Source organism: Polaromonas sp. P1_E11, from assembly GCF_056405995.1.
On the sequence record NZ_JBFUBA010000001.1, the window covers coordinates 104,418 to 123,930 of the forward strand.

General features: G+C 63.4%; 20 protein-coding genes. 8 read left to right on the forward strand and 12 right to left on the reverse strand.

Features of this window, described 5'->3' with window-relative positions; all coding sequences use genetic code 11:
• Positions 1-223: 223 nt before the first annotated feature.
• From AC1D11_RS00495 to AC1D11_RS00520, 6 genes are all read right to left on the reverse strand, one after another.
• Positions 224-772 carry an NADPH-dependent FMN reductase gene (locus tag AC1D11_RS00495; RefSeq protein WP_477648592.1) on the reverse strand — a complete coding sequence of 183 codons (549 nt, stop codon included), beginning with the start codon at positions 770-772 and terminating at the stop codon, positions 224-226.
• A gap of 138 nt (positions 773-910) precedes the next feature.
• Positions 911-2,845: a family 2A encapsulin nanocompartment cargo protein cysteine desulfurase gene (locus AC1D11_RS00500; protein WP_477650909.1), complete on the reverse strand. Its 1,935-nt coding sequence runs from the start codon at positions 2,843-2,845 to the stop codon at positions 911-913.
• A gap of 12 nt (positions 2,846-2,857) precedes the next feature.
• A complete protein-coding gene (locus tag AC1D11_RS00505) occupies positions 2,858-3,790 on the reverse strand; it encodes a family 2A encapsulin nanocompartment shell protein (protein ID WP_477648590.1) in 933 nt (310 codons plus the stop codon).
• An 85-nt stretch (positions 3,791-3,875) separates the two neighbouring features.
• Positions 3,876-4,145: a helix-turn-helix domain-containing protein gene (locus AC1D11_RS00510; RefSeq protein WP_092125932.1), complete on the reverse strand. Its 270-nt coding sequence runs from the start codon at positions 4,143-4,145 to the stop codon at positions 3,876-3,878.
• A complete protein-coding gene (epsC, locus tag AC1D11_RS00515; RefSeq protein WP_477648589.1) occupies positions 4,142-5,083 on the reverse strand; it encodes a serine O-acetyltransferase EpsC in 942 nt (313 codons plus the stop codon). Before epsC ends, AC1D11_RS00510 begins: the two co-directional genes overlap by 4 nt.
• A 4-nt stretch (positions 5,084-5,087) precedes the next feature.
• Entirely contained in the window at positions 5,088-5,558 is a 471-nt protein-coding gene (locus AC1D11_RS00520) for a rhodanese-like domain-containing protein (RefSeq protein ID WP_477648588.1), read from the reverse strand.
• 366 nt (positions 5,559-5,924) lie between these two features.
• Between AC1D11_RS00520 and AC1D11_RS00525 the strand changes: the two genes are divergently transcribed.
• Genes AC1D11_RS00525 through AC1D11_RS00550 form a run of 6 tightly spaced genes read left to right on the forward strand, consistent with a single transcriptional unit; the run spans position 5,925 to position 11,939 of the window.
• Positions 5,925-6,953: an ABC transporter substrate-binding protein gene (locus AC1D11_RS00525; RefSeq protein ID WP_477648587.1), complete on the forward strand. Its 1,029-nt coding sequence runs from the start codon at positions 5,925-5,927 to the stop codon at positions 6,951-6,953.
• Complete coding sequence (locus tag AC1D11_RS00530) at positions 6,950-7,804, forward strand: ABC transporter ATP-binding protein (protein ID WP_457278541.1); 855 nt, start codon at positions 6,950-6,952, stop codon at positions 7,802-7,804. Before AC1D11_RS00525 ends, AC1D11_RS00530 begins: the two co-directional genes overlap by 4 nt.
• On the forward strand, positions 7,797-8,636 hold the full coding sequence (locus tag AC1D11_RS00535; protein WP_477648586.1) for an ABC transporter permease: 840 nt from the start codon (positions 7,797-7,799) through the stop codon (positions 8,634-8,636). Before AC1D11_RS00530 ends, AC1D11_RS00535 begins: the two co-directional genes overlap by 8 nt.
• Before the next feature lie 26 nt (positions 8,637-8,662).
• Positions 8,663-10,015, forward strand: a complete 1,353-nt coding sequence (locus tag AC1D11_RS00540) for an LLM class flavin-dependent oxidoreductase (RefSeq protein WP_457278543.1) — start codon at positions 8,663-8,665, stop codon at positions 10,013-10,015.
• Positions 10,015-11,616 (forward strand): FAD-binding protein, encoded by a 1,602-nt coding sequence (locus tag AC1D11_RS00545; RefSeq protein WP_477648585.1) that lies wholly within the window; start codon positions 10,015-10,017, stop codon positions 11,614-11,616. The genes AC1D11_RS00540 and AC1D11_RS00545 overlap by 1 nt, the downstream gene beginning before the upstream one ends.
• Positions 11,613-11,939, forward strand: coding sequence for a 4Fe-4S dicluster domain-containing protein (locus AC1D11_RS00550; RefSeq protein WP_477648584.1), 327 nt, complete (start codon positions 11,613-11,615; stop codon positions 11,937-11,939). Before AC1D11_RS00545 ends, AC1D11_RS00550 begins: the two co-directional genes overlap by 4 nt.
• A 196-nt stretch (positions 11,940-12,135) precedes the next feature.
• Here the strand turns inward: AC1D11_RS00550 and AC1D11_RS00555 are convergent, their stop codons facing one another.
• The 6 genes from AC1D11_RS00555 to AC1D11_RS00580 form a co-directional block, all read right to left on the reverse strand.
• Positions 12,136-13,074 carry a TauD/TfdA dioxygenase family protein gene (locus tag AC1D11_RS00555; protein ID WP_477648583.1) on the reverse strand — a complete coding sequence of 313 codons (939 nt, stop codon included), beginning with the start codon at positions 13,072-13,074 and terminating at the stop codon, positions 12,136-12,138.
• Between the two features lie 198 nt (positions 13,075-13,272).
• On the reverse strand, positions 13,273-14,409 hold the full coding sequence (locus tag AC1D11_RS00560; protein ID WP_477648582.1) for a sigma-54 interaction domain-containing protein: 1,137 nt from the start codon (positions 14,407-14,409) through the stop codon (positions 13,273-13,275).
• A gap of 24 nt (positions 14,410-14,433) precedes the next feature.
• The gene (locus AC1D11_RS00565; protein ID WP_477648581.1) at positions 14,434-15,228 is read right to left on the reverse strand and encodes a MetQ/NlpA family ABC transporter substrate-binding protein; all 795 of its coding nucleotides are present in this window, start codon (positions 15,226-15,228) and stop codon (positions 14,434-14,436) included.
• On the reverse strand, positions 15,225-15,386 hold the full coding sequence (locus AC1D11_RS00570; RefSeq protein WP_477648580.1) for a hypothetical protein: 162 nt from the start codon (positions 15,384-15,386) through the stop codon (positions 15,225-15,227). The genes AC1D11_RS00565 and AC1D11_RS00570 overlap by 4 nt, the downstream gene beginning before the upstream one ends.
• A gap of 12 nt (positions 15,387-15,398) precedes the next feature.
• Complete coding sequence (locus tag AC1D11_RS00575) at positions 15,399-16,064, reverse strand: methionine ABC transporter permease (RefSeq protein ID WP_457278549.1); 666 nt, start codon at positions 16,062-16,064, stop codon at positions 15,399-15,401.
• A 3-nt stretch (positions 16,065-16,067) separates the two neighbouring features.
• The gene (locus tag AC1D11_RS00580; protein ID WP_477650908.1) at positions 16,068-17,129 is read right to left on the reverse strand and encodes a methionine ABC transporter ATP-binding protein; all 1,062 of its coding nucleotides are present in this window, start codon (positions 17,127-17,129) and stop codon (positions 16,068-16,070) included.
• A gap of 252 nt (positions 17,130-17,381) precedes the next feature.
• On the opposite strand from AC1D11_RS00580, the gene AC1D11_RS00585 reads away from it, so the two are divergent.
• Positions 17,382-17,981: a DUF2239 family protein gene (locus AC1D11_RS00585; RefSeq protein ID WP_477648578.1), complete on the forward strand. Its 600-nt coding sequence runs from the start codon at positions 17,382-17,384 to the stop codon at positions 17,979-17,981.
• A gap of 188 nt (positions 17,982-18,169) precedes the next feature.
• Positions 18,170-19,501 carry an MATE family efflux transporter gene (locus AC1D11_RS00590; protein ID WP_477648631.1) on the forward strand — a complete coding sequence of 444 codons (1,332 nt, stop codon included), beginning with the start codon at positions 18,170-18,172 and terminating at the stop codon, positions 19,499-19,501.
• Positions 19,502-19,513: the final 12 nt, after the last annotated feature.

A 19,513-nucleotide genomic window follows, 5' to 3' on the forward strand; every position in this document is an offset into this window, starting at 1 on the left:
GTCTGAGCCGAAGGCGAGTTCGAGCGAGACCCCGCCTGGACCGAGCACCGCAGGTTGCCCGCAGCGAAGCGAAGGGACGCAGACAGCAGGGTCGCCTTTTCTTTTGCTTACTTTTCTTTTGGCGAAGCAAAAGAAAAGTGAGTAGCTGCCGGGCTACCCCCGGCCAGCCACTCTAAGCAGAAAACACAGCAGCCGAACAAGAGCAGCAACGGGAAACGCACCATCAGGCGTGCTTCTTGACCCACCCCACATAAGCATCCACCCACCCCTGCAAAAACTTGCGGCTGCCTTCACTGATGCCGCCATCAGCGTCGTACAAACCTTCCTTGTTGTGGACAAAAGCCTCAGGCTGGCCCAGCGTAGGCACATTCAGGTAGGCCAGGATATTGCGCAGGTGCTGCTGGGCAAGCGCGGTGCCAATGGCGCCAACCGATGCCCCGATCACGCCGGCAGGCTTGCCGTCCCATGCACTCTGGCCATAAGGGCGTGAGGCATGGTCAATGGCATTTTTCAGCACACCGGGAATCGAACGGTTGTATTCGGGCGTGACAAACAGCAGGCCCTGCGCCGACTTGATCTCGCCCTTGAGCCGCTTCACCTCTGCCGACGGATTCCCGTCGTCGTCCTGGTTGTAGGGCGGCAGGTCGTCAATGCGCACATGGGTAAAGCTGAAGTCCGCGGGAAACAGCTTTTCAAGCGCGCCTGCGAGTTTTTTGTTGAACGAATCCTTGCGGATGCTGCCGACGATGACAGCGATGTTGTATTGGGCCATGGGGTTCTCCAAAATAAGAAGGAAGGGAAGAAGGCGAAAGAAAATGCCAAAACTCATATGTAAGGCATTTTCGAAAACCCCGCTGTAGGACGGCAAGCTAAACCGCCCTTCTCTCTCTACCCTCCGCCCTTTAGACGATCAACCCGCGCGGCGCTGCCCCGCCAGCCGCTTGACCACCGTCACTAACCGGTCGATTTCGTCAAAGGTGTTGTAGAAAGCCAGCGACGGCCGCACCGTGGTCTCTACACCAAAGCGCCTGAGAATCGGCTGCGCGCAATGGTGACCGGTTCGCACGGCAATGCCTTCTTCGTTGAGCGCATGGCCGACCTCTTCGGTGCTGTAGCCCGCCAACACAAAAGACATCACGCTGGCCTTGTCGGCAGCCGTGCCGATCAGGCGCACGCCCGGGATCGTTCCCAGCTGTTGCATGCCGTAGACCAGCAGGTCGTGTTCATAGCGTGCGATGTTTTCTATGCCGACGCGGTTCACGTAATCGATGGCTGCACCAAGCCCTACCGCATCGGCAATGTTGCCGGTGCCGGCTTCGAACTTGTTGGGAATCGGCTGGAACACGGTTTTCTCAAACGTGACATCGGCAATCATGTTGCCGCCACCCTGCCAGGGCGGCATGTCTTCCAGCACTTCACGCTTGCCCCAGACCACGCCGATACCGGTGGGGCCGAAGACCTTGTGGCCCGAGAACACGAAGAAATCTGCGCCCAGCGCCTGCACATCGACCCGCATGTGCGAGACGGATTGCGCGCCGTCGACCAGCGCCTTCGCGCCGGCCCGGTGCGCCATCTCGACGATCTCTTTCACCGGCACCACGGTGCCCAGCGCGTTGGAAACCTGCGTGACAGCCACAATTTTGGTGCGGTCGTTCAGCAGCTTGCGGTATTCGTCGAGCAGCACCTGGCCCGAATCGTCGACCGGGATCACGCGCAGCTTTGCGCCTTTGGCGGCGGCAAGCTGCTGCCAGGGCACGATGTTGGCGTGGTGCTCGAGGTTGCTGACGATGATTTCGTCGCCCTCGCCCACATGCTGGCCGCCCCAGCTCTTGGCCACCAGGTTGATGGCCTCGGTGGTGCCGCGCACGAAGATGACCTCGTTCACGTCGGGCGCATTAATGAACTTCTTCACCCGCTCACGTGCGCCCTCATAGGCGTCGGTAGCACGCGCGGCAAGCTCATGCGCTGCGCGGTGGATGTTGGAGTTTTCATGCGCGTAGAAATGCGCGATGCGGTCTATCACCGACTGCGGTTTGTGTGTGGTGGCGGCGTTGTCGAACCACACCAGTTGCCGGCCGTTGACGCGCTCCTGCAGGATGGGAAAGTCGCGGCGCACGGCGTGCACATCAAACGCCGGATGCGCCGACTGGCCTGCCAGCGGCACGGTGGCGTGCGGTGCGGGTTTGGCGGGCGTAACGTAACCCGTGGGCAGTACCACTGAATCGACGAAGTAGAACTTTGGCTCGGCGGGTGTGGCCTCTGGTGTGCGTGCGACATCCGCTGGGCCGTAAACAGAAGGCACACCCGGCTGGCTGAACGGCAAGCTCGCCAGGCCGTCCAGGCTGGCATCGCGCCCACCCGCGCTCGGCTGGCCATGCCGGTCGCCAAGAAAATAATACGGCGCAGCGCCCGCAGGCGGCTGCGCGGCAGCGGCTGCTTCGGGCACGCCCAAAGCAGCACCACCTATTCGCGGCTCGTAGGCTGGCAACACGCTGACGGCCGTGTCGGGTACACCGTTACCCGCCACCGCGTGCGGCAGCAAAGCCGGTGCGCGGTTGGCCAGTGACGGCAGTTGCGCAGGTGACGCCGGAACCAGATTGCTGCCCGGAATCTGCCCTTGCGGAATCGGCGTACCCGGAACGCCCGGGCCAAAACCGGCCGGGCTGGCCAGCGGCGAGCCTGGCGGTGCCAGGTGCAAAGGCCCCTGCACGCCAGGCACGGGTGAAGCAGGCAGCGTGGGCGCCTCGCCTGGCAGGGCCGCGAACAAGGCGGTAGCCATGCGTGACAGCAATGCCGTGTCGATGGGCGACTCAGGCTGCACAGCCTGGGGAGTGGAAGCGAGCATGTTCACCGCGCTTTATTTATAGGTATCAGGGTAGTCGTGGTATTTGCCGATCTCGACGTCGTCGAGCACGGCCAGCGCATCGGTGGTCAGCACCGCGAGCGAGCAGTACAGCGAGATCAGGTAAGACGAGATCGCATGATTGTTGATGCCCATGAAGCGCACCGACAGACCCGGGCTTTGTTCGCCGGGCAGGCCAGGCTGGAACAAACCGACCACGCCCTGGCGCTTGTCGCCCACGCGCAGCAGCAAAATCTTGCTCTTGCCGTCGGCCACCGGCACCTTGTTGGAAGGGATCAGCGGGATGCCGCGCCAGGTGATGAACTGCGAGCCGAAGAGACTGACCGTGGGCGGCGGCGTGCCGCGACGCGTAGCTTCACGGCCGAAGGCGGCAATGGCCAGCGGGTGCGTGAGGAAGAACGCGGGTTCCTTCCACACCTTGGTCAGCAGTTCATCCAGGTCGTCGGGCGTGGGAGCGCCGGTGAGCGGGAAGATGCGCTGCTCGTCCGTGACTTGCGCCAGCAGGCCGTAGTCAGGGTTGTTGATGAGCTCGCTTTCCTGGTTTTCCTTGATGGTCTCAATCGTCAGGCGCAGTTGTTCCTTGATCTGGTCATGCGGGCTGCTGTAGAGGTCGGAGATGCGCGTGTGCACGTCCAGCACGGTGCTGACGGCGTTGAGGAAAAATTCGCGCGGTGCTTCTTCGTAGTCAACAAAGGTGCGCGGCAGCTGGTTTTCTTCTTCGCGGGCTGTGCATTTGACCTTGATCGACTCCGGGTTCTTCACCTTGTTCAGGCGGTAGATACCGGCCTCGACAGGCACCCATTGCAGCAGGTGGGTGAGCCAGCGCGGCGAGATGGTCTCAAGTTGCGCTGTGGTTTTGGTTGCATTGGTTAGTTGCCGCGCGGCGTTATCGCCGAGTGCGGTGGTTCCGCCCACTGTTGCCGACATGTAAAAACTCCCTCGTTAGAGAATGAAAATCAGGATGAAATGAAAGAAACGACGGCTTGCAGTGTCGGAGGCTTGAGGGCTCGCTTCAACATGCTATAGCCATCAAGTTGATGCCCCGCACCAGATTGGCCTGGCTGATGGCCTCGCCGCGCGTGACCAGCGACGAAGGCGACATGCCCAGCGCGACTGCGAGTTTTTCGACCGTGACCAGCGAGGCAATCGCCCTGCCCCGCTCGATCTCGCCCACATAAGAGCGGTTGAGGTCCGAACGTTCAGCCAGCCCTTCTTGCGACCATCCCTGGGCTTCGCGCGACTGGCGCACCGCGATGCCGAAGCTTTCAACCAGCGCGGTCATATGAGTGCACTCCCCAGCGACTGCGGCGCGGCTTCCACGACGGGCGAGTCCCGCGACACCGCCTGCGTGACATTGCCGCCTGCCGGCACGTCATAGGTGATCCACACGTTGCCACCTATCACTGCCCCCTTGCCCAGCGTCACCCGGCCCAGGATGGTGGCACCGGCGTAGATCACCACGTCGTCTTCCACAACCGGGTGGCGCGGCAGGCCTTTCTGCAGCTTGCCTTCGAGGTCTTTCGGAAAGCGCTTGGCCCCCAAAGTGACGGCTTGGTACAGGCGCACACGCTGGCCGATCACGGCAGTCTCGCCAATGACAACGCCCGTGCCGTGGTCGATAAAGAAGCCGGGGCCAATCTGCGCGCCCGGATGAATGTCAATGCCGGTCTGCGCGTGCGCCAGCTCGGCCACGATGCGCGCCAGCAGCGGCAGGCCCAGCCGATAGAGCTGGTGCGCCAGCCGGTGATGAATCATCGCAAGCACACCCGGGTAGCAGAGCAGCACTTCGTCCACGCTGCGGGCGGCCGGGTCGCCGTTGTAGGCGGCCAGCACATCGCTGTCGAGCAGCTGGCGGATGCCGGGCAAGGCACCGGCAAAGGTGCGCGCGGCCAGCAACGCTTCGGCCTCGACGTCGGCGTCGCCCCGGCCCTGGTGGCGCGCGCTGTAGGTCAGCTCCAGCCGCATCTGCGCCAGCAGGCCATGCAAGGCAGAGTCCAGCGTGTGGCCGACATAAAAATCTTCACTCTCCTGGCGCAAGTCAGGCGGGCCCAGCCGCATGGGAAAGAGCGCGCCCTTGAGCGCATCGATCACCTGGGCCAGCGCGTCACGCGAAGGAAACTCACGCCCGCCCGGCTCTCGTGAACGCTTTTGCGATTCACGCCATTGCCGCCGCACCGCATGCAGATCACCCACGATCTGGTTGACATCAAACACCGCCATGGCTTCAGTCCTGTTCCCACGGCAGGCCCCGGAACCGCCAGCCGTCGGCCACGCCGCGATGCTGCTGCGCATCGATCTCGCCTTCAAAACCTTCGAGCACGTTGTAGACCTGCGTGAAGCCCGCCTTGGCGGCCGCCTCGGCTGCCAGTGCCGAACGCTTGCCGCTGCGGCACAACAAAAGCACCACGGCCTCCTTGCCGCCCACTTTGGCTTCAAGTTCGCGCACAAAGCGCGGGTTGCGCGTGAGCGCAGTTCCCGTTGCCCAGGCCACGTGGAGGCTATTCGGCACATGGCCGACAAATTTGCGCTCTTCACCCGAACGCACGTCTACCAGCAGAGCCTCGCCGGAAGAAAAAAGCTGCCACGCAAGCTGCGGCGGCACGCCGCCTGCATAAGGCAGACCGGCTTGCTGTGCAGCCTCTCGCGCCTCTTCCAATGCTTTAGGCAAAACCAGCTCAGATGTTTCAGAAGTCATCGTCATTCCCGGAAAGTCTGTTCAATACAACCCGGATCAGCCGCCATTTCGATGGGGATGGCCAGCTGCCGGAATCATTGAACGCACTCTAGAGCGTGAGATTCAAAACACCAAAGAATAAAAAGGAGGTTCTTAAAGCCGAAAACATCTTAGGCACTCATTGATGCCGGATGACACGCAGATCCCGTTCTTCCGCACGTCCCCTGCCTGTACCGAACTGAGCAGCCCGTGCCAGCCAATCACCAGGCAACTGTTCCAGATGCAACAGTCTGGCCCTTCAAACCCGTTAAATCCCCCGAAATCGACCCCAAATCACTGGCACGGATGCTGCGATGTTGAGCTTGTCAACCACTCACTCCTCACGCCATGAACATCACTCGCTTCCTCGGTCTCACAGCTTTGTCGTTTGGCCTCCTGTCCGCTCAAGGCCATGCCGCGCCCCCGATTGAAAAATCAGAAATCCGCTACCAGGGCTGGGCCGGCCAGGTCACCTGGATCGAACTGGCTGAAGACCTGGGCTACCTGGCGCCGCTCAAAGCCAAATGGGTAGGCAATACCATCAGCGGCCCGCAGGACATCCAGAGCGTGGTCACTGGCGATGTCGACCTGGGTGGCGCCTTCAACGGCGCGGTCGTGAAGCTGCTGGCCAAGAAAGCGCCGATCAAGGCGGTGTTGGGCTACTACGGTGTGGACGAAAACACCTGGACCGGCTACTACGTCAAGGAGGACAGTCCCATCAAATCCGCACGCGACCTGATCGGCAAAAAAGTCGCGGTGAACACGCTGGGCGCGCATCACGAGTTCATGGTCCGCGAGTACCTGGAGCGCGCCAAAGTCAGCGACGCGGAGGCCAAGCAGGTCACCCTGGTGGTCACGCCCCCGGTGACTGGAGAGCAAGCGCTGCGCCAGGGCCAGGTGGAAGTCACCACCCTGGGCGGTGTGCTGCGCGACAAGGCGCGCGAACGTGGCGGCATACGCCCGCTGTTCACAGACCGCGACCTGTATGGCAACTTCACCGCGGGCTCCATCGTTCTGCACAACAAGTTCATCGAACAAAACCCCAACACCAGCCGCCATCTGGTGTCAGCGCTGGCGCGTTCGATCGAATGGGCGCGCAACACACCGCCGGCCGAGGTTCGGGCACGCTTCGTCAAGATCATTGACGGCCGCAAGCGCGCCGAAAGCGCCGACACCATCCAGTACTGGAAAAGCACCGGCGTGGCGGGCACAGGCGGCGTGATCAAGGACAAGGAGCTGCAGATCTGGATCGACTGGCTGGTCAAGGACGGCCTGCTCAAACCCGGCCAGGTCAAGCCCACAGACCTGTACACCAACGCGTTCAACCCTTATTCCAATGCTTCCAACAGCGGCGACAAGCTGGCGGCCGCCAAATGAGCGCCGCAAAAATCCGCTTCGAAAATGTCAGCAAAGAGTTCACCGTCCGCGCGGACGACGGCGGCGCCGCCAAACGATTTGTTGCCGTACATGACGTGACGCTTGACGTTCGCCCCGGCGAGTTCCTGGTGCTGGTCGGGCCCAGCGGTTGCGGCAAGTCCACCTTGCTTGACCTGCTGGCCGGTTTGGCCCTGCCCACCAGCGGCCGCGTGCTGATTGACGGTCAACCCATCACCGGCCCGGCACGCGACCGGGGCGTGGTGTTCCAGCAGTACGCCCTCTTCCCCTGGTTAAGCGCCTTGGACAACGTGGCCTTTGGCCTGGAAGTCGCGGGTGTCGGCAAACGCGCCCGGCGCGAGAAGGCCGCGCACTACCTGGAGCTGGTGGGCCTGACCGACTTTGCCAACCGCTTTCCGCATGAACTCTCCGGCGGCATGAAGCAGCGCGTGGCCATTGCGCGCAGCCTGGCTTACGAGCCCCAGGTGCTGCTGATGGACGAACCTTTTGCCGCGCTCGATGCGCAGACACGCGAAACGCTGCAGGAAGAACTGGTCGAAATCTGGCAACGCACCGGCAAGACGATTGTGTTCATCACGCACGGCATCGACGAAGCTGTGGTGCTGGGCCAGCGCGTGGCCATCATGACAACCCGCCCGGGACGCATCAAACAGATCGTGGACATCCCCGAATCCTTGCGCAGCGGCACCGACGACGTGCGCTCGCTGCCGCTGTTCGGCGAGCTGCGCCACGAAATCTGGTCGCAGCTGCATGACGAGGTGGCGTCTGCCCGCCGCGAGCGCCGCGCCCGTATTTCCTCGCAACCCATCCTCAAGGAAATTGCCCATGTCTGACATTGCCCTGAACGCAGGGACCGCCCCTCTGACGCTGCATACGCCGCCGCTCTGGAAGCGCCTGCAGGCGCAAGTTGCCAATGCCACCTGGCGCTCCGGCCTGATCGTGGCGCTGGCCCTGCTGTGGGAATTGGCGCCGCGCCTGGGCCTCACCGACCCAACCTTCCTGCCGCCGCTCAGCGAGGTACTTGCCGCCGGCTGGGCATTGGCTTTGAACGGCCAGCTGTGGGAGCACACCTCTATCAGCCTGGCCCGTTCGCTCGGGGGCTTGCTGCTGGCCATCGTGTTCGCGATCCCGCTGGGGCTGGCCATCGGCTGGTACCGGCGCCTGGGCAACACGCTCAACCCGCTGATTGAGCTGCTGCGCAACACGGCACCGCTGGCATTGCTCCCGGTGTTCCTGCTGCTGCTGGGCATTGGCGAGGTGTCCAAGGTCTCCATCGTGGTGTATTCGTGCGCCTGGCCCCTGTTGCTCAACACCATCTCGGCCGTGCGGCAGGTGGATCCGCTGCTCGTGAAGTCGGCCCGCACCATGGGCGTGACACCGCGCCAGCTGTTCCTGAAGGTCATCCTGCCGGCTTCCGTGCCGACCATTTTTGTGGGCATACGCCTGGCTGCGGCTTCGGCCATGCTGGTGCTGATTGCCGCCGAGATGGTGGGCGCCAAGGCCGGGCTGGGCTACCTGATCATCTACGCCCAGTTCAGTTTCCTGATTGCCGACATGTACTTCGGGATCATCGCCATCACAGCCATCGGGGTCACGCTGAACTTCGCGCTGCAGGCGCTGGAGCGCCACTTCACGGCGTGGAAGCCGGCTTCCACCCACAGCTGAACCATTACCAAAGAAAGACATCCCACATGACTCAACGCAAACTTCGCCTGGGCGCATTCATCATGGCCACAGGCCACCATATCGCGGCCTGGCGACATCCCGGCTCCCAGGTCGATTCAGGCGTCAACATCGACCACTACATCGAGGTGGCCAAAACCGCCGAGCGCGGCCTGTTCGACCAGGTGTTTGTGGCCGACAGCCCGGGCGTCGCATTCCACGGCACCGACGAAGCCTTCAGCCGGCAGGGCCGCGTGTCCTACTTCGAACCGGTCACGTTATGGGCGGCCTTGTCGGCTGTGACGAAACACATCGGCTTCGTGGCGACGGCCTCCACCACTTATGAGGACCCCTTCCTGCTGGCGCGCAAGTTCGCCTCGCTGGACCACATCAGCAAGGGCCGCGCGGCCTGGAATGTCGTGACCACCGGCGCCGACAATGTGTACGGAAATTTCGGGCTCGACAAGCACCCCGACCCGGAAGTGCGCTACGAGCAGGCCCACGAGTTCATCGACGTGGTTAAAGGCTTGTGGGACAGCTTCGAGGACGACGCCTTCATCCGCAATCCGGAGACCGGCAGCTACTTTGACCCGGCCAAGCTGCATGAGATCAACCACCACGGCAAATACTTCAAGGTGCAGGGCCCGCTGAACCTCGAGCGGCCGCCGCAAGGCTACCCGGTCATCGTGCAGGCCGGCTCTTCCGAACCTGGGCGCGAACTCGCGGCCGCCACCGCCGAAGCAATCTTCACGGCCTGGACCAGTCTGGCAGAAGCGCAGGCCTTCTACCGCGACGTGAAAGGCCGCCTGGCCAAATACGGCCGCCGGCCTGAGCAGCTCTTGATCCTGCCCGGCATTTCGCCAGTGATAGGCCGCACACAGGCCGAAGCTGAAGCCAAGTGGGCCGAGCTGCAAAAGCTCATTCACCCGTCGGTAGGCCTCAACACCATTGCCCAATTCTGGCCGGGAGAAGATCTCACGAAGTGGGACCTGGACGCCCCGCCACCCTACATTCCCGAACCGCCCAAGGGCCAGAACAGCCGCGCCCACGTGGTGCTGGAGCTGGCGCGGCGCGACAAGCTCACCGTGCGCCAACTCTATGAATACCTGGCGGGTGCGCGAGGCCACTGGGTGGTAGTGGGCACACCAGAGACCATCGCGGACAAGATCCAGGAGTGGTTTGAAAACGGCGCCGCTGACGGCTTTAACGTCATGCCGCCCGTGCTGCCTGAATCGCTCAACGATTTTGTGGACCTGGTGATCCCTGAGCTGCAGCGGCGCGGTATTTTCCGCACCGAATACGAAGGCAGCACACTGCGCGAAAACCTCGGCCTGGACCGGCCCGTCAACCAGTTCGCCGTCAAGGCCCAAAAGGTGGCGTGATGGGAAGCCGCGACTTCAACTTCACCGCCCTCTCGAACGCGGCCGGCGCCCGGCAGCACGATGCCGACGTGCTGGTCATAGGCGGCGGCCCCGCCGGGACCTGGGCCGCCATCAGCGCCGCAGCACAGGGCGCAAAGGTGGTGCTGGCCGACAAGGGCTACTGCGGCACCTCGGGCGCCACGGCGCCTTCAGGCACAGGCGTCTGGTACGTGGAGCCGCAAGGCACGCAGCGCGAGGACGCCAAAGCCAGCCGCTACGACAAGGGCGGGCAACTGGCCGAACACGCGTGGATGGACCGCGTGCTCGAGCAGACCTACGCCAACATGCAGCAACTGGCCGAATGGGGCTACCCTTTCCCGATTGGCGAAGACGGCGAGCAGCGCCGCACCTCACTGCAAGGCCCCGAATACATGCGCCTGATGCGCAAACGCGCCAAGGAGGCAGGCGTGCGCATGCTCGACCACAGCCCGGCGCTGGAGTTGCTGGTGGACGAACAAGGCACCGTGTGCGGCGCCACCGGCCAGCAGCGCCAGACGCTGGAGCCCTGGGTGGTGCGCGCCGGCGCTGTCGTCATCGCCACTGGCGGCTGCGCTTTCTTAAGCCGCGCACTGGGCTGCAATGTGCTGACCGGCGACGGCCACCTGATGGCCGCCGAGGTGGGTGCCGATTTTTCAGGCATGGAGTTTTCCAATGCCTACGGACTGGGTGCGGCATTTGCCTCCGTCACCAAGTCGCTGTTCTACCAATGGGCCACCTTCTACTACGAGGACGGCAGCGTGATTGAAGGCGCCGGTTCAGCTTTCGGCCGCAGCCTGATTGCCAAAACATTGCAGACCCAGCGTGTGTTCGGCCGTTTGGATAAAGCCGACGAGCAGGTGAAAGCCTGGATGCGCACCGCCCAGCCCAACTTCTTCCTGCCCTTCGACCGCGCAGGCATAGACCCTTTCACCCAGCGCTTTCCCGTGACCTTGCGGCTGGAAGGCACGGTGCGCGGCACCGGCGGCCTGCGCATCACGGGCCGCGACTGCGCGACTTCCGTGCCCGGCCTTTACGCCGCCGGTGATGCCGCCACGCGCGAGCTGATCTGCGGCGCCTTTACCGGCGGCGGCAGCCACAACGCGGCCTGGGCCTTGTCGTCCGGATTCTGGGCCGGTGCAGGTGCGGCCGGCTTCGCGCGCTCGAACGGGCACAGCGCCGCACGCGCGGTGCTGCGCGCCGGCGGCGTGGGTCTGCAGGGCGTGGGCAGTGAGCACACCGACAGCGAAGCCCTGATCCGGGCCGTGCAGGCCGAAGTGTTTCCGTATGAGCGCAACTGGTTCCGCAGCGGCGGTGTGCTGGAAGATTCGCTGTCGCGGCTTGATGCGCTCTGGATTCGCCTGCGCCAGGCCGCACCGGCCGACAGGCAGCAGGCGGTTCGCACACGCGAAGCTGCCGCGCTGCTGGCCCATTCGCGCTGGATGTACCGCAGCGCCCTCGCCCGCAACGAAACGCGCGGCATGCACCGGCGCCAGGAACATGCCGCGCCTGACCCCACGCAGCGGCACCGCCTCATCAGCAACGGGCTCGACGAAATCCGGGTCAGCCAGGAAGCGGTCGCATGATCGAGCTCATCAGCGCTTCGCAGTGCACCGGCTGCAACATCTGCGTGACAGCCTGCCCCACCAACGTATTCGATGCCGTGCCAGGCGGCCCGCCGGTCATCGCGCGCCAGGCAGACTGCCAGACCTGCTTCATGTGCGAGCTGTACTGCCCGGAAGACGCGCTGTTCGTCGCGCCCAGCGCTGATGAATCCGTGCAGGTGAACGAAGAAACTTTGCGCCATGGCGCGCTGCTCGGCAGCTACCGCAAAGCCGTGGGCTGGGGTGGTGGCCGCAAGTCAACCGCCTCGGACGACCACAGCTACCACCTGCTGCAGAGGGCCTGAGCCTTAACCCGCCGCCAATAATGCTATCTATTTGATAGCTGGTGGCGCACATTTTCATTGGGCTAGCGGCCGTTTTGATTGCTAAAAAAGGCATCAAAACGGCCATTTTTTTGCCTGCAAGCAAAAAAAGCCGGCGCGAAGCCGGCAAAAATGGCCGGCCGCACTGGCAGCACGGCCCTGCCACACAAGAGCTCAATCAGGCAGCCACGGCCTCGGCAGGCACCGCCGGTTGGTCGACCTTCGGTGGTTGCGCCTGGCCGCCGTGGACGCGTGAGCGGCGGCCGTCCACGCTGATCGGCACGTCACCGGCCAGCGTGACGCGGCGCACGATGCGCTTCTGGTCACCGTAGTCATTGATGGCGTAGTGCTGGGTGGCGCGGTTGTCCCAGATCACCACGTCACCCTGGATCCAGCGCCAGCGCACGGTGTTCTCAAGACGCGTCACATGGCTTTGCAGCACCGACAGCAGGTGCTGCGAATCGGTGCTGGAATAACCGACCAGCTTTTTGGCGAAGTGGCCGAGCACCAGCGTGCGCTCGCGCGTTTCGGGATGCACGCGCACCACCGGGTGCTCGGCTTCATGCAAGGTGCGGGTGAAAACCTCGCGGTAATGCCGCAGGCCTTCGCTCGACACTTCGTCTTCGCTGCGTGAGGCGGCGTAGTCGTAATCGTTGCCATGAATCACCCAGAGTTTTTCGGCCAGCTCGCGCAGCGCGGGCGGCAGGCCCTGGTAAGCCAGCGCCGTGTTGGCCCACACCGTGTCGCCGCCGGCGGGCGGGATCACCACGCCGCGCAGCACCGAGATCTTGGGCGGGGCCACGGCGAAGGTCACGTCGGTGTGCCAGGAGTTGGCGCGCCCGCCGTGTTCCGAGTCCAGCTCAAGGATAAAGCCCGTGCCCTGGCGCACCGGCACCGTGGGGTGCGGCACCGGCTCGCCCAGGCGCTTGGCAAACGCCTCCTGCGATGCATCGTCCAGATGCTGCTGGCCGCGAAAGAACAGCACCTTGTGCTTGAGCAGCGCCTGGTTCAGCGCGGTGATGGTGGCGCCTGGCAGGTCGGCAGACAGGCGCAGGCCGCGCACCTCGGCGCCAATGCGGCCGGCGACCGGGTGAATATCCACGGGCAATGTTGTCATGAAGAAGCTCCTTGTGTCATGAAAGAAGCAGACGTCAACAACGACGCTGCCAGCAGACTTCTACGCATGACCTGTGCCAGTGAAGACCGGTCGTTGGGAGGTATTTTTTCGCGGTATTGCTGCGATACCAGCAGCCTGCCAAAAGCGACTGCAAGAAACTGTTGAACGGCTGCTGCGAACGCAGCACGGCCTTTTCGGCTACAGCGGCGCGAAGGCGGAACTGCTCTCTTCAGCATGTGCGGCTTGTGCAGACTTGTCGAGCAAGCCATGGCGCTTGAGCAGGGTACGCAGCACGTTGCGCGAAAGGCCCAGCAGATGCGCTGTCTGCACCTGGTTGCCGTGGCAGAACTCGAACGCCGTCTTCACCAGCGTGGCCTCGACGGTGTCAAACAATCCAGGTTCGGCCTGGTTCATGCGTTGCAGCAGCACCTCGCGCAAACTGTCGGGTGCAGCGCCCTGCACCATGGGAGTTGAAACCTGCTCTACAGAAGCAGGTGCCGGCAATGCAGCAGGTGCCGCGCGGGACGCCAGGCGCGCAGAGCGGTGGATGCCCTGCAGGTCCGCGACGTGCAGCGTTGCCGCGGGCGCCACGATGAGCGCGTAGTGGATGACGTTTTCCAGCTCGCGGATATTGCCGGGCCAGTCGTGGGCCAGCAGGGCCTGCTCTGCCTCGGGCGAAATGCTGGCATCCCTGATGCCCAGGCGCGCGGCGTAGCTCGCCAGGAAATGTCGCGCCAGCGGCAGGATGTCGCCGGGCCGTTCAAACAGCGGGCGCAGCTCCAGCGTGGCAACGCTGAGGCGGTAGTAAAGGTCGGCGCGAAAGTGGCTGGCGTTCACCGCGTCGCGCAGGTCGACGTTGGTTGCGGCAATCAGGCGCACGTCCAGCGCAATCGGCTTGCGCGAACCGATGCGCACCACCTGGCGCTCCTGCAGCACACGCAGCAGCTTGACTTGCAGGCTCAGCGACAGGTCACCAATTTCGTCAAGGAACAGCGTGCCGCCATCGGCCGCCTCAAACCAGCCGGCGCGGGCGTGCGCAGCGCCGGTGAAAGCGCCGGTTTCATGGCCAAACAGTTCGGCATCGATCAGCGACTCGCTGAAAGCGCCGCAATTCACGGCCACAAATGGCCCGCTGCGCCCGCTGCCCTGGTGGATCCGGCGCGCCAGCAATTCCTTGCCGGTGCCGGTTTCACCAATGATGAGGACCGTGGCTTCGGTCGGCGCGACCTGGTCGACGCGCTCCAGCAAGGCCAGCGAGCCGGGGTCTTCGAACACCAGCGCCTTGGCGCGAATCGACAAGGCGCCGGCATTGGGAAGGGTCAGCAACCGGCTCATGCTTTACGCTCCGCCTGGCTACGCTCAGAACCCAGGCAGCACAGCGCCCTTGAACTCGGCCTGCACGTACTTGCGGATTTCTTCCGAGTGGTAGGCCTTCACCAGCTTGGCCACCCACGGCTTGTCTTTGTCTTGCTCACGCACTGCCAGCAGGTTGACATACGGCGACTTGGCGGCTTCCTGGGCAATCGCGTCCTTGGGGTTCAGCCCGGCGGAGAGCGCGTAGTTGGTGTTGACGGCCGAGGCGTCCAGGTCGTCCAGCGAGCGTGGCAGCTGGGCGGCATCGAGCTCCACAAACTTCAGTTTCTTCGGGTTCTCGATCACGTCGAGCGGCGTGGCTTTCAGGCCTGCGTCGGGCTTGAGCTTGATCAGGCCCTTGTCCTGCAGCACCAGCAGCACACGGCCGCCGTTGGTCGGGTCATTGGGAATGCCGAAGCGCGCGCCCTCCTTCAGCTCGGCCAGGCTCTTGACCTTTTTGGAATAGAGGCCGATCGGGAAGTTGACGGTGTAGCCGACGTTGACGATCTTGTAGCCGCGGTCCTTGACCTGCTGGTCGAGGAAAGGCTTGTGCTGGTAGCTGTTGCCGTCCAGGTCGCCGGCGGCCAGCGCGGCGTTGGGCTGGATGTAGTCGCTGAACTCGACGATCTGGATCTTCAGGCCGTCTTTTTCGGCGATCTTTTTGACCTGTTCAAAAATCTGCGCGTGCGGGCCGGCGGTGACACCGATCTTCAGCGGCTTGTCTTGCGCCAGCACAACGCCGGTGAACGAGGCGGCCAGCGCGAGTGCGACGGCGGACTGGATGAGGGTGCGTTTTTTCATGGTGTTTCCTTTTTTGAAGATGAATGAATCTGTTTTTTTGCCCTGAAGGTCAATTTCAGGGCCATTTTTAAGAAGTAAATCGGGCCCCAGCCCAATGGGAACGTGCGCGAGCAGCTATCAAAAGCGTAGCAATCAACATCGCCGCGCATGGCTGTCATGGATGGATGGGGTCATCTGTGGCTCAACCTGCGCACAGCCCAGTCGCCCAGGCTTTGCACCGCCTGCACAAACAGGATGAGCACCAGCACCACAGCCAGCATGACTTCAGGCAAGAAGCGCTGGTAGCCGTAGCGGATACCCAGGTCGCCCAGCCCGCCGCCGCCAATGGCGCCGGCCATGGCCGAGTAACCCGTGAGGCTCACGAAGGTGATGGTCAGGCCCGCAACGATGCCGGGTAGCGCCTCGGGCAGCAGCACCTTGAAGACGATCTGCCGTGTGGTGGCACCCATGGCCAGCGCGGCTTCGATAAGCCCGTGGTCGACTTCGCGCAGCGAGGTTTCCACCAGCCGCGCAATGAACGGCGCCGCCGCGATGGTGAGCGGCACCACAGCAGCCGCCGTGCCGATGGAAGACCCGGTGATGAAGCGCGTCAGCGGAATGATGGCCACCAGCAAAATGATGAAGGGCGTGGAACGCACCGCATTGACGAGGCCGCCGACGACGCGGTTCACGCCGGCGTTCTGCAGCACGCCGCCCTCGTCCGTCAGGCGCAAAAACACCCCCAGCGGAATACCGATGAGCGCACCGACCGCGCCCGAAATTCCCACCATGACGATGGTTTCCCATAGCGAGCTGACAAAGAGCTCGAGCAGGGCTTGTGAGAAATTACTGAACACGGCTTAAACCCTCCCGCCCACGGCCAGCTCACCGCCGACCTGGTCTACATGCACCCCAGCACCGCGCAAATGCGCCACCGCGGCGTTGAGCTGCTCAGCCGCACCGCGCGCAAACACTGCCAGCGAGCCAAAGGGCTTGCCCTGGATCTCGTCCACCTGCCCGTGCACGATGGAGAGATCTATGCCAAAACGGCGGATCACGTCTGACAGCAAGGGGCGATCCGACTCGTCTCCCGCAAACGCCAGCCGCAAAAGCTGCCCTTCTTCGGGGTGCTCGGCGCTCATCAGGGTGCGTATGCGCGCCAGCACGCCGTCGGGCAAATCCTGCGGCACGATCTCGGCGATCAGGCTGCGTGTGGTTTCGTGTTGCGGGCGCGTGAAGACATCAATCACCGGGCCGCTTTCGACAATGCGGCCGGCGTCGATTACCGCCACGCGGTCGGCCACCTGTTTGATGACCTGCATCTGGTGCGTGATCAACACGATGGTGAGGCCGAATTCCTTGTTGATCTGGCGCAGCAGGCCGAGGATGGAGCGCGTGGTTTCGGGGTCCAGCGCCGAAGTAGCTTCATCCGACAGCAACACCTTGGGCCGATTGGCCAGCGCGCGCGCAATGCCCACACGCTGCTTTTGCCCGCCGCTGATCTGTGCCGGGTAGCGGTCTGCCAGAGCGCTCAGGCCGACCAGGTCCAGCAAGGGCTCAACACGCGCCTTGATATCCGCTGCGGACAAGCCCGCAATCTCCAGCGGCAAGGCCACGTTGCCGTACACGGTGCGCGACGACAGCAAGTTGAAGTGCTGAAAGATGATGCCGATGTCGCGCCGGGCTACGCGCAGTGCCTCGCCGTTCAGCGAAGTCAGTTCCCGGCCGCCCACCAAGACCTGGCCGGCCGTCGGCCGGTTCAGCAGGTTGACCACGCGCACCAGCGAGCTTTTGCCCGCACCGCTGCGGCCGATGATGCCGTAGACCTCGCCCGGGTTGATGTGAAGGTCGACGCCCCGCAGCGCTTCGACCGGGCCCGTGGGGCCCTTGTAGGTTTGAAAAATGCCTTTGAGCTCGATCATGAAAATTCGCTAAACCTTGTCGCCCCTCACGGTTCTTGTGAAAACGTGTGAGGCTCTTTTTTGAACAGGACGCGAATTTAGCTGAGCTTTTCCCAAACTCAAAAGAATATTAAATAGACTAGTTAGATGATTAATTAGCTATAGAACCCGATTTACAGCCTTTTACGCATTTTTCAGTGAAAACTTGATCATTTATACCCGGATAATATAAACTCCTCATTTGACCCGGACAAAATTAACCGTAATGACTTTATGACCTCTACTCTGATCGCCACGCCCCGCACCCTGACCGCCTTCGCCGGGTTCCAGCGCATTGCCTCCGCGCCGCGCCGCGAGCTGCTCGCGCAGTTGCGCGCTACACCCCAGCCGGCCGACATCCTGCTTCGCATATTCAACGATGCCAACGGGGAACGCCTGGACCTTGACCTGCGGCCCGATGCCGTGGACGCGCCCGACGACACGCCGCTCGACCTTCCGCCCGCTGAACCCGAAGCACCAGCGACGCGCTCCGTCGGGCGCCCCCGGCTGGGGGTGGTTGCGCGTGAAGTCACCTTGCTGCCGCGGCACTGGGAGTGGCTCAGCCGCCAATCCGGCGGTGCTTCGGTTGCGCTGCGCAAGCTGGTGGAAGAAGCAAGCAGGGCCAACGAGGCACGCGACGCGGTACGGGCCTCCCGCGAAGCCGCTTACCGTTTCATGGCGGAAATCGCGGGCGACCTGTCCGGCTTCGAAGAAGCCACCCGCTCACTGTTTGCCGGCGACCGACTGCGCTTTGACACCCTGGTCGAGCCCTGGCCTGAAGACGTGCGAACCTACCTGGCGGCACTGGCCGCAGCCAGCTGGAGCGCCGCATGAAGCCGCCGGACCTTTCCGCCCTCGACCACCGGCTTGAAACCGAAGTGCATGAGGGCGACGTGCGCGCAGCGGGTGAAATCGCGGCACCGCCGATTTCCGTGGCCGACGCGGCTCCGCCGCTGGCAACACAGCCTGCGGCGGCGAAACCCGCTTCGCACGGCCGGCCCGCATTGAGCGACGGGGTGCCGATGTGGAAGACCTTTGCCGCCTTCCTCGGCCCCATGCTGCTCAGCAACATCCTGCAGTCGCTGTCGGGCACGTTGAACAACGTGTATGTCGGCCAGATGATCGGCGTCGGCGCATTGGCGGCGGTGTCCAGTTTTTTCCCCATCCTGTTCTTCTTCATTGCCTTCACCATCGGCCTGGGCGCAGGCGCCTCGGTGCTGATCGGCCAGGCCTGGGGAGCGCGCAACACCGGCAAGGTCAAGGCAATTGCGGGCACCACCCTCAGCGTTGGCCTGGTATTTGGCCTTCTCGTCGCAGTGTCGGGCGGCACCTTTACTGGCCCGCTGCTCAGGGCGCTGGGCACACCGGCCGACATACTGCCCGACGCCACGCTCTATGCCCGCATCATCATGCTTGCTGCGCCTGGCCTGTTCGTCTACCTGCTGGCCACCGCCATGCTGCGCGGTGTGGGCGATACCGTCAACCCGCTCTACACGCTGGGCATTTCAACCGTGGTCGGCCTCGCCGTCACACCGGCGCTGATCCGCGGCTGGTTCGGCCTGCCGCAGCTGGGTGTGGCCAGCGGTGCGGTGGCTTCAGTGCTGTCAATGGTGACAGCCACGGCCTGGCTGGCCTTCAGGCTGCGCCGCATCCACAGCCCGCTTGCGCCGGACGCGGAATTTGTACGCCACATGCGCATCAACGGCAGCATCCTCAAGACCGTGCTCAAGATAGGCGTGCCCACCGGCGTGCAGATGATCGTCATTGCGCTGGCTGAAGTCGCCCTGCTCTCGCTGGTCAACAGTTATGGCTCCAACGCCACAGCGGCCTACGGCGCCGTCAACCAGGTGGTGGCGTATGTGCAGTTCCCGGCGATTTCGATTGCCATCACCGCCTCCATCCTGGGTGCGCAGGCGATCGGCGCGGGCCGCACCGACAAACTGGGCACCATCGTGCGCACCGGTTTGCTGATGAACCTGGTGCTGACCGGCTCACTCGTGCTGCTGGGCTATTTGTTCTCGCGCCACCTGATGGGCTTTTTCATCACCAGCGAACCTGTGATTGAGATGGCACAGACGATGCTGCACATCATGCTGTGGAGCAGCGTCATCTTTGGCATGGCCTCGGTGCTCTCGGGCATCATGCGCGCCAGCGGCTCGGTGCTGGTGCCCACCGGTATCGCCATCTTCTGCATCGCGCTGGTAGAGGTACCCGTCGCCTGGTTCATGAGCCACCGCATCGGCATCAACGGCATCTGGGTGGCCTACCCGGTCACCTTCATCGCCATGCTGGGTCTGCAAACGGCTTATTACCGGCTGGTCTGGAAGAAGAAGTCGATCAGGCGCCTGGTCTGAGTCCGTCATTTC

Bases quoted from the DNA above. Each gene is read 5' to 3' on its own strand.
- AC1D11_RS00495 (WP_477648592.1), bottom strand. From the start codon at position 772: ATGGCCCAATACAACATCGCTGTCATCGTCGGCAGCATCCGCAAGGAT.
- AC1D11_RS00500 (WP_477650909.1), bottom strand. From the start codon at position 2,845: ATGCTCGCTTCCACTCCCCAGGCTGTGCAGCCTGAGTCGCCCATCGAC.
- AC1D11_RS00505 (WP_477648590.1), bottom strand. From the start codon at position 3,790: ATGTCGGCAACAGTGGGCGGAACCACCGCACTCGGCGATAACGCCGCG.
- AC1D11_RS00510 (WP_092125932.1), bottom strand. From the start codon at position 4,145: ATGACCGCGCTGGTTGAAAGCTTCGGCATCGCGGTGCGCCAGTCGCGC.
- epsC (WP_477648589.1), bottom strand. From the start codon at position 5,083: ATGGCGGTGTTTGATGTCAACCAGATCGTGGGTGATCTGCATGCGGTG.
- AC1D11_RS00520 (WP_477648588.1), bottom strand. From the start codon at position 5,558: ATGACTTCTGAAACATCTGAGCTGGTTTTGCCTAAAGCATTGGAAGAG.
- AC1D11_RS00525 (WP_477648587.1), top strand. From the start codon at position 5,925: ATGAACATCACTCGCTTCCTCGGTCTCACAGCTTTGTCGTTTGGCCTC.
- AC1D11_RS00530 (WP_457278541.1), top strand. From the start codon at position 6,950: ATGAGCGCCGCAAAAATCCGCTTCGAAAATGTCAGCAAAGAGTTCACC.
- AC1D11_RS00535 (WP_477648586.1), top strand. From the start codon at position 7,797: ATGTCTGACATTGCCCTGAACGCAGGGACCGCCCCTCTGACGCTGCAT.
- AC1D11_RS00540 (WP_457278543.1), top strand. From the start codon at position 8,663: ATGACTCAACGCAAACTTCGCCTGGGCGCATTCATCATGGCCACAGGC.
- AC1D11_RS00545 (WP_477648585.1), top strand. From the start codon at position 10,015: ATGGGAAGCCGCGACTTCAACTTCACCGCCCTCTCGAACGCGGCCGGC.
- AC1D11_RS00550 (WP_477648584.1), top strand. From the start codon at position 11,613: ATGATCGAGCTCATCAGCGCTTCGCAGTGCACCGGCTGCAACATCTGC.
- AC1D11_RS00555 (WP_477648583.1), bottom strand. From the start codon at position 13,074: ATGACAACATTGCCCGTGGATATTCACCCGGTCGCCGGCCGCATTGGC.
- AC1D11_RS00560 (WP_477648582.1), bottom strand. From the start codon at position 14,409: ATGAGCCGGTTGCTGACCCTTCCCAATGCCGGCGCCTTGTCGATTCGC.
- AC1D11_RS00565 (WP_477648581.1), bottom strand. From the start codon at position 15,228: ATGAAAAAACGCACCCTCATCCAGTCCGCCGTCGCACTCGCGCTGGCC.
- AC1D11_RS00570 (WP_477648580.1), bottom strand. From the start codon at position 15,386: ATGACAGCCATGCGCGGCGATGTTGATTGCTACGCTTTTGATAGCTGC.
- AC1D11_RS00580 (WP_477650908.1), bottom strand. From the start codon at position 17,129: ATGATCGAGCTCAAAGGCATTTTTCAAACCTACAAGGGCCCCACGGGC.
- AC1D11_RS00585 (WP_477648578.1), top strand. From the start codon at position 17,382: ATGACCTCTACTCTGATCGCCACGCCCCGCACCCTGACCGCCTTCGCC.
- AC1D11_RS00590 (WP_477648631.1), top strand. From the start codon at position 18,170: ATGTGGAAGACCTTTGCCGCCTTCCTCGGCCCCATGCTGCTCAGCAAC.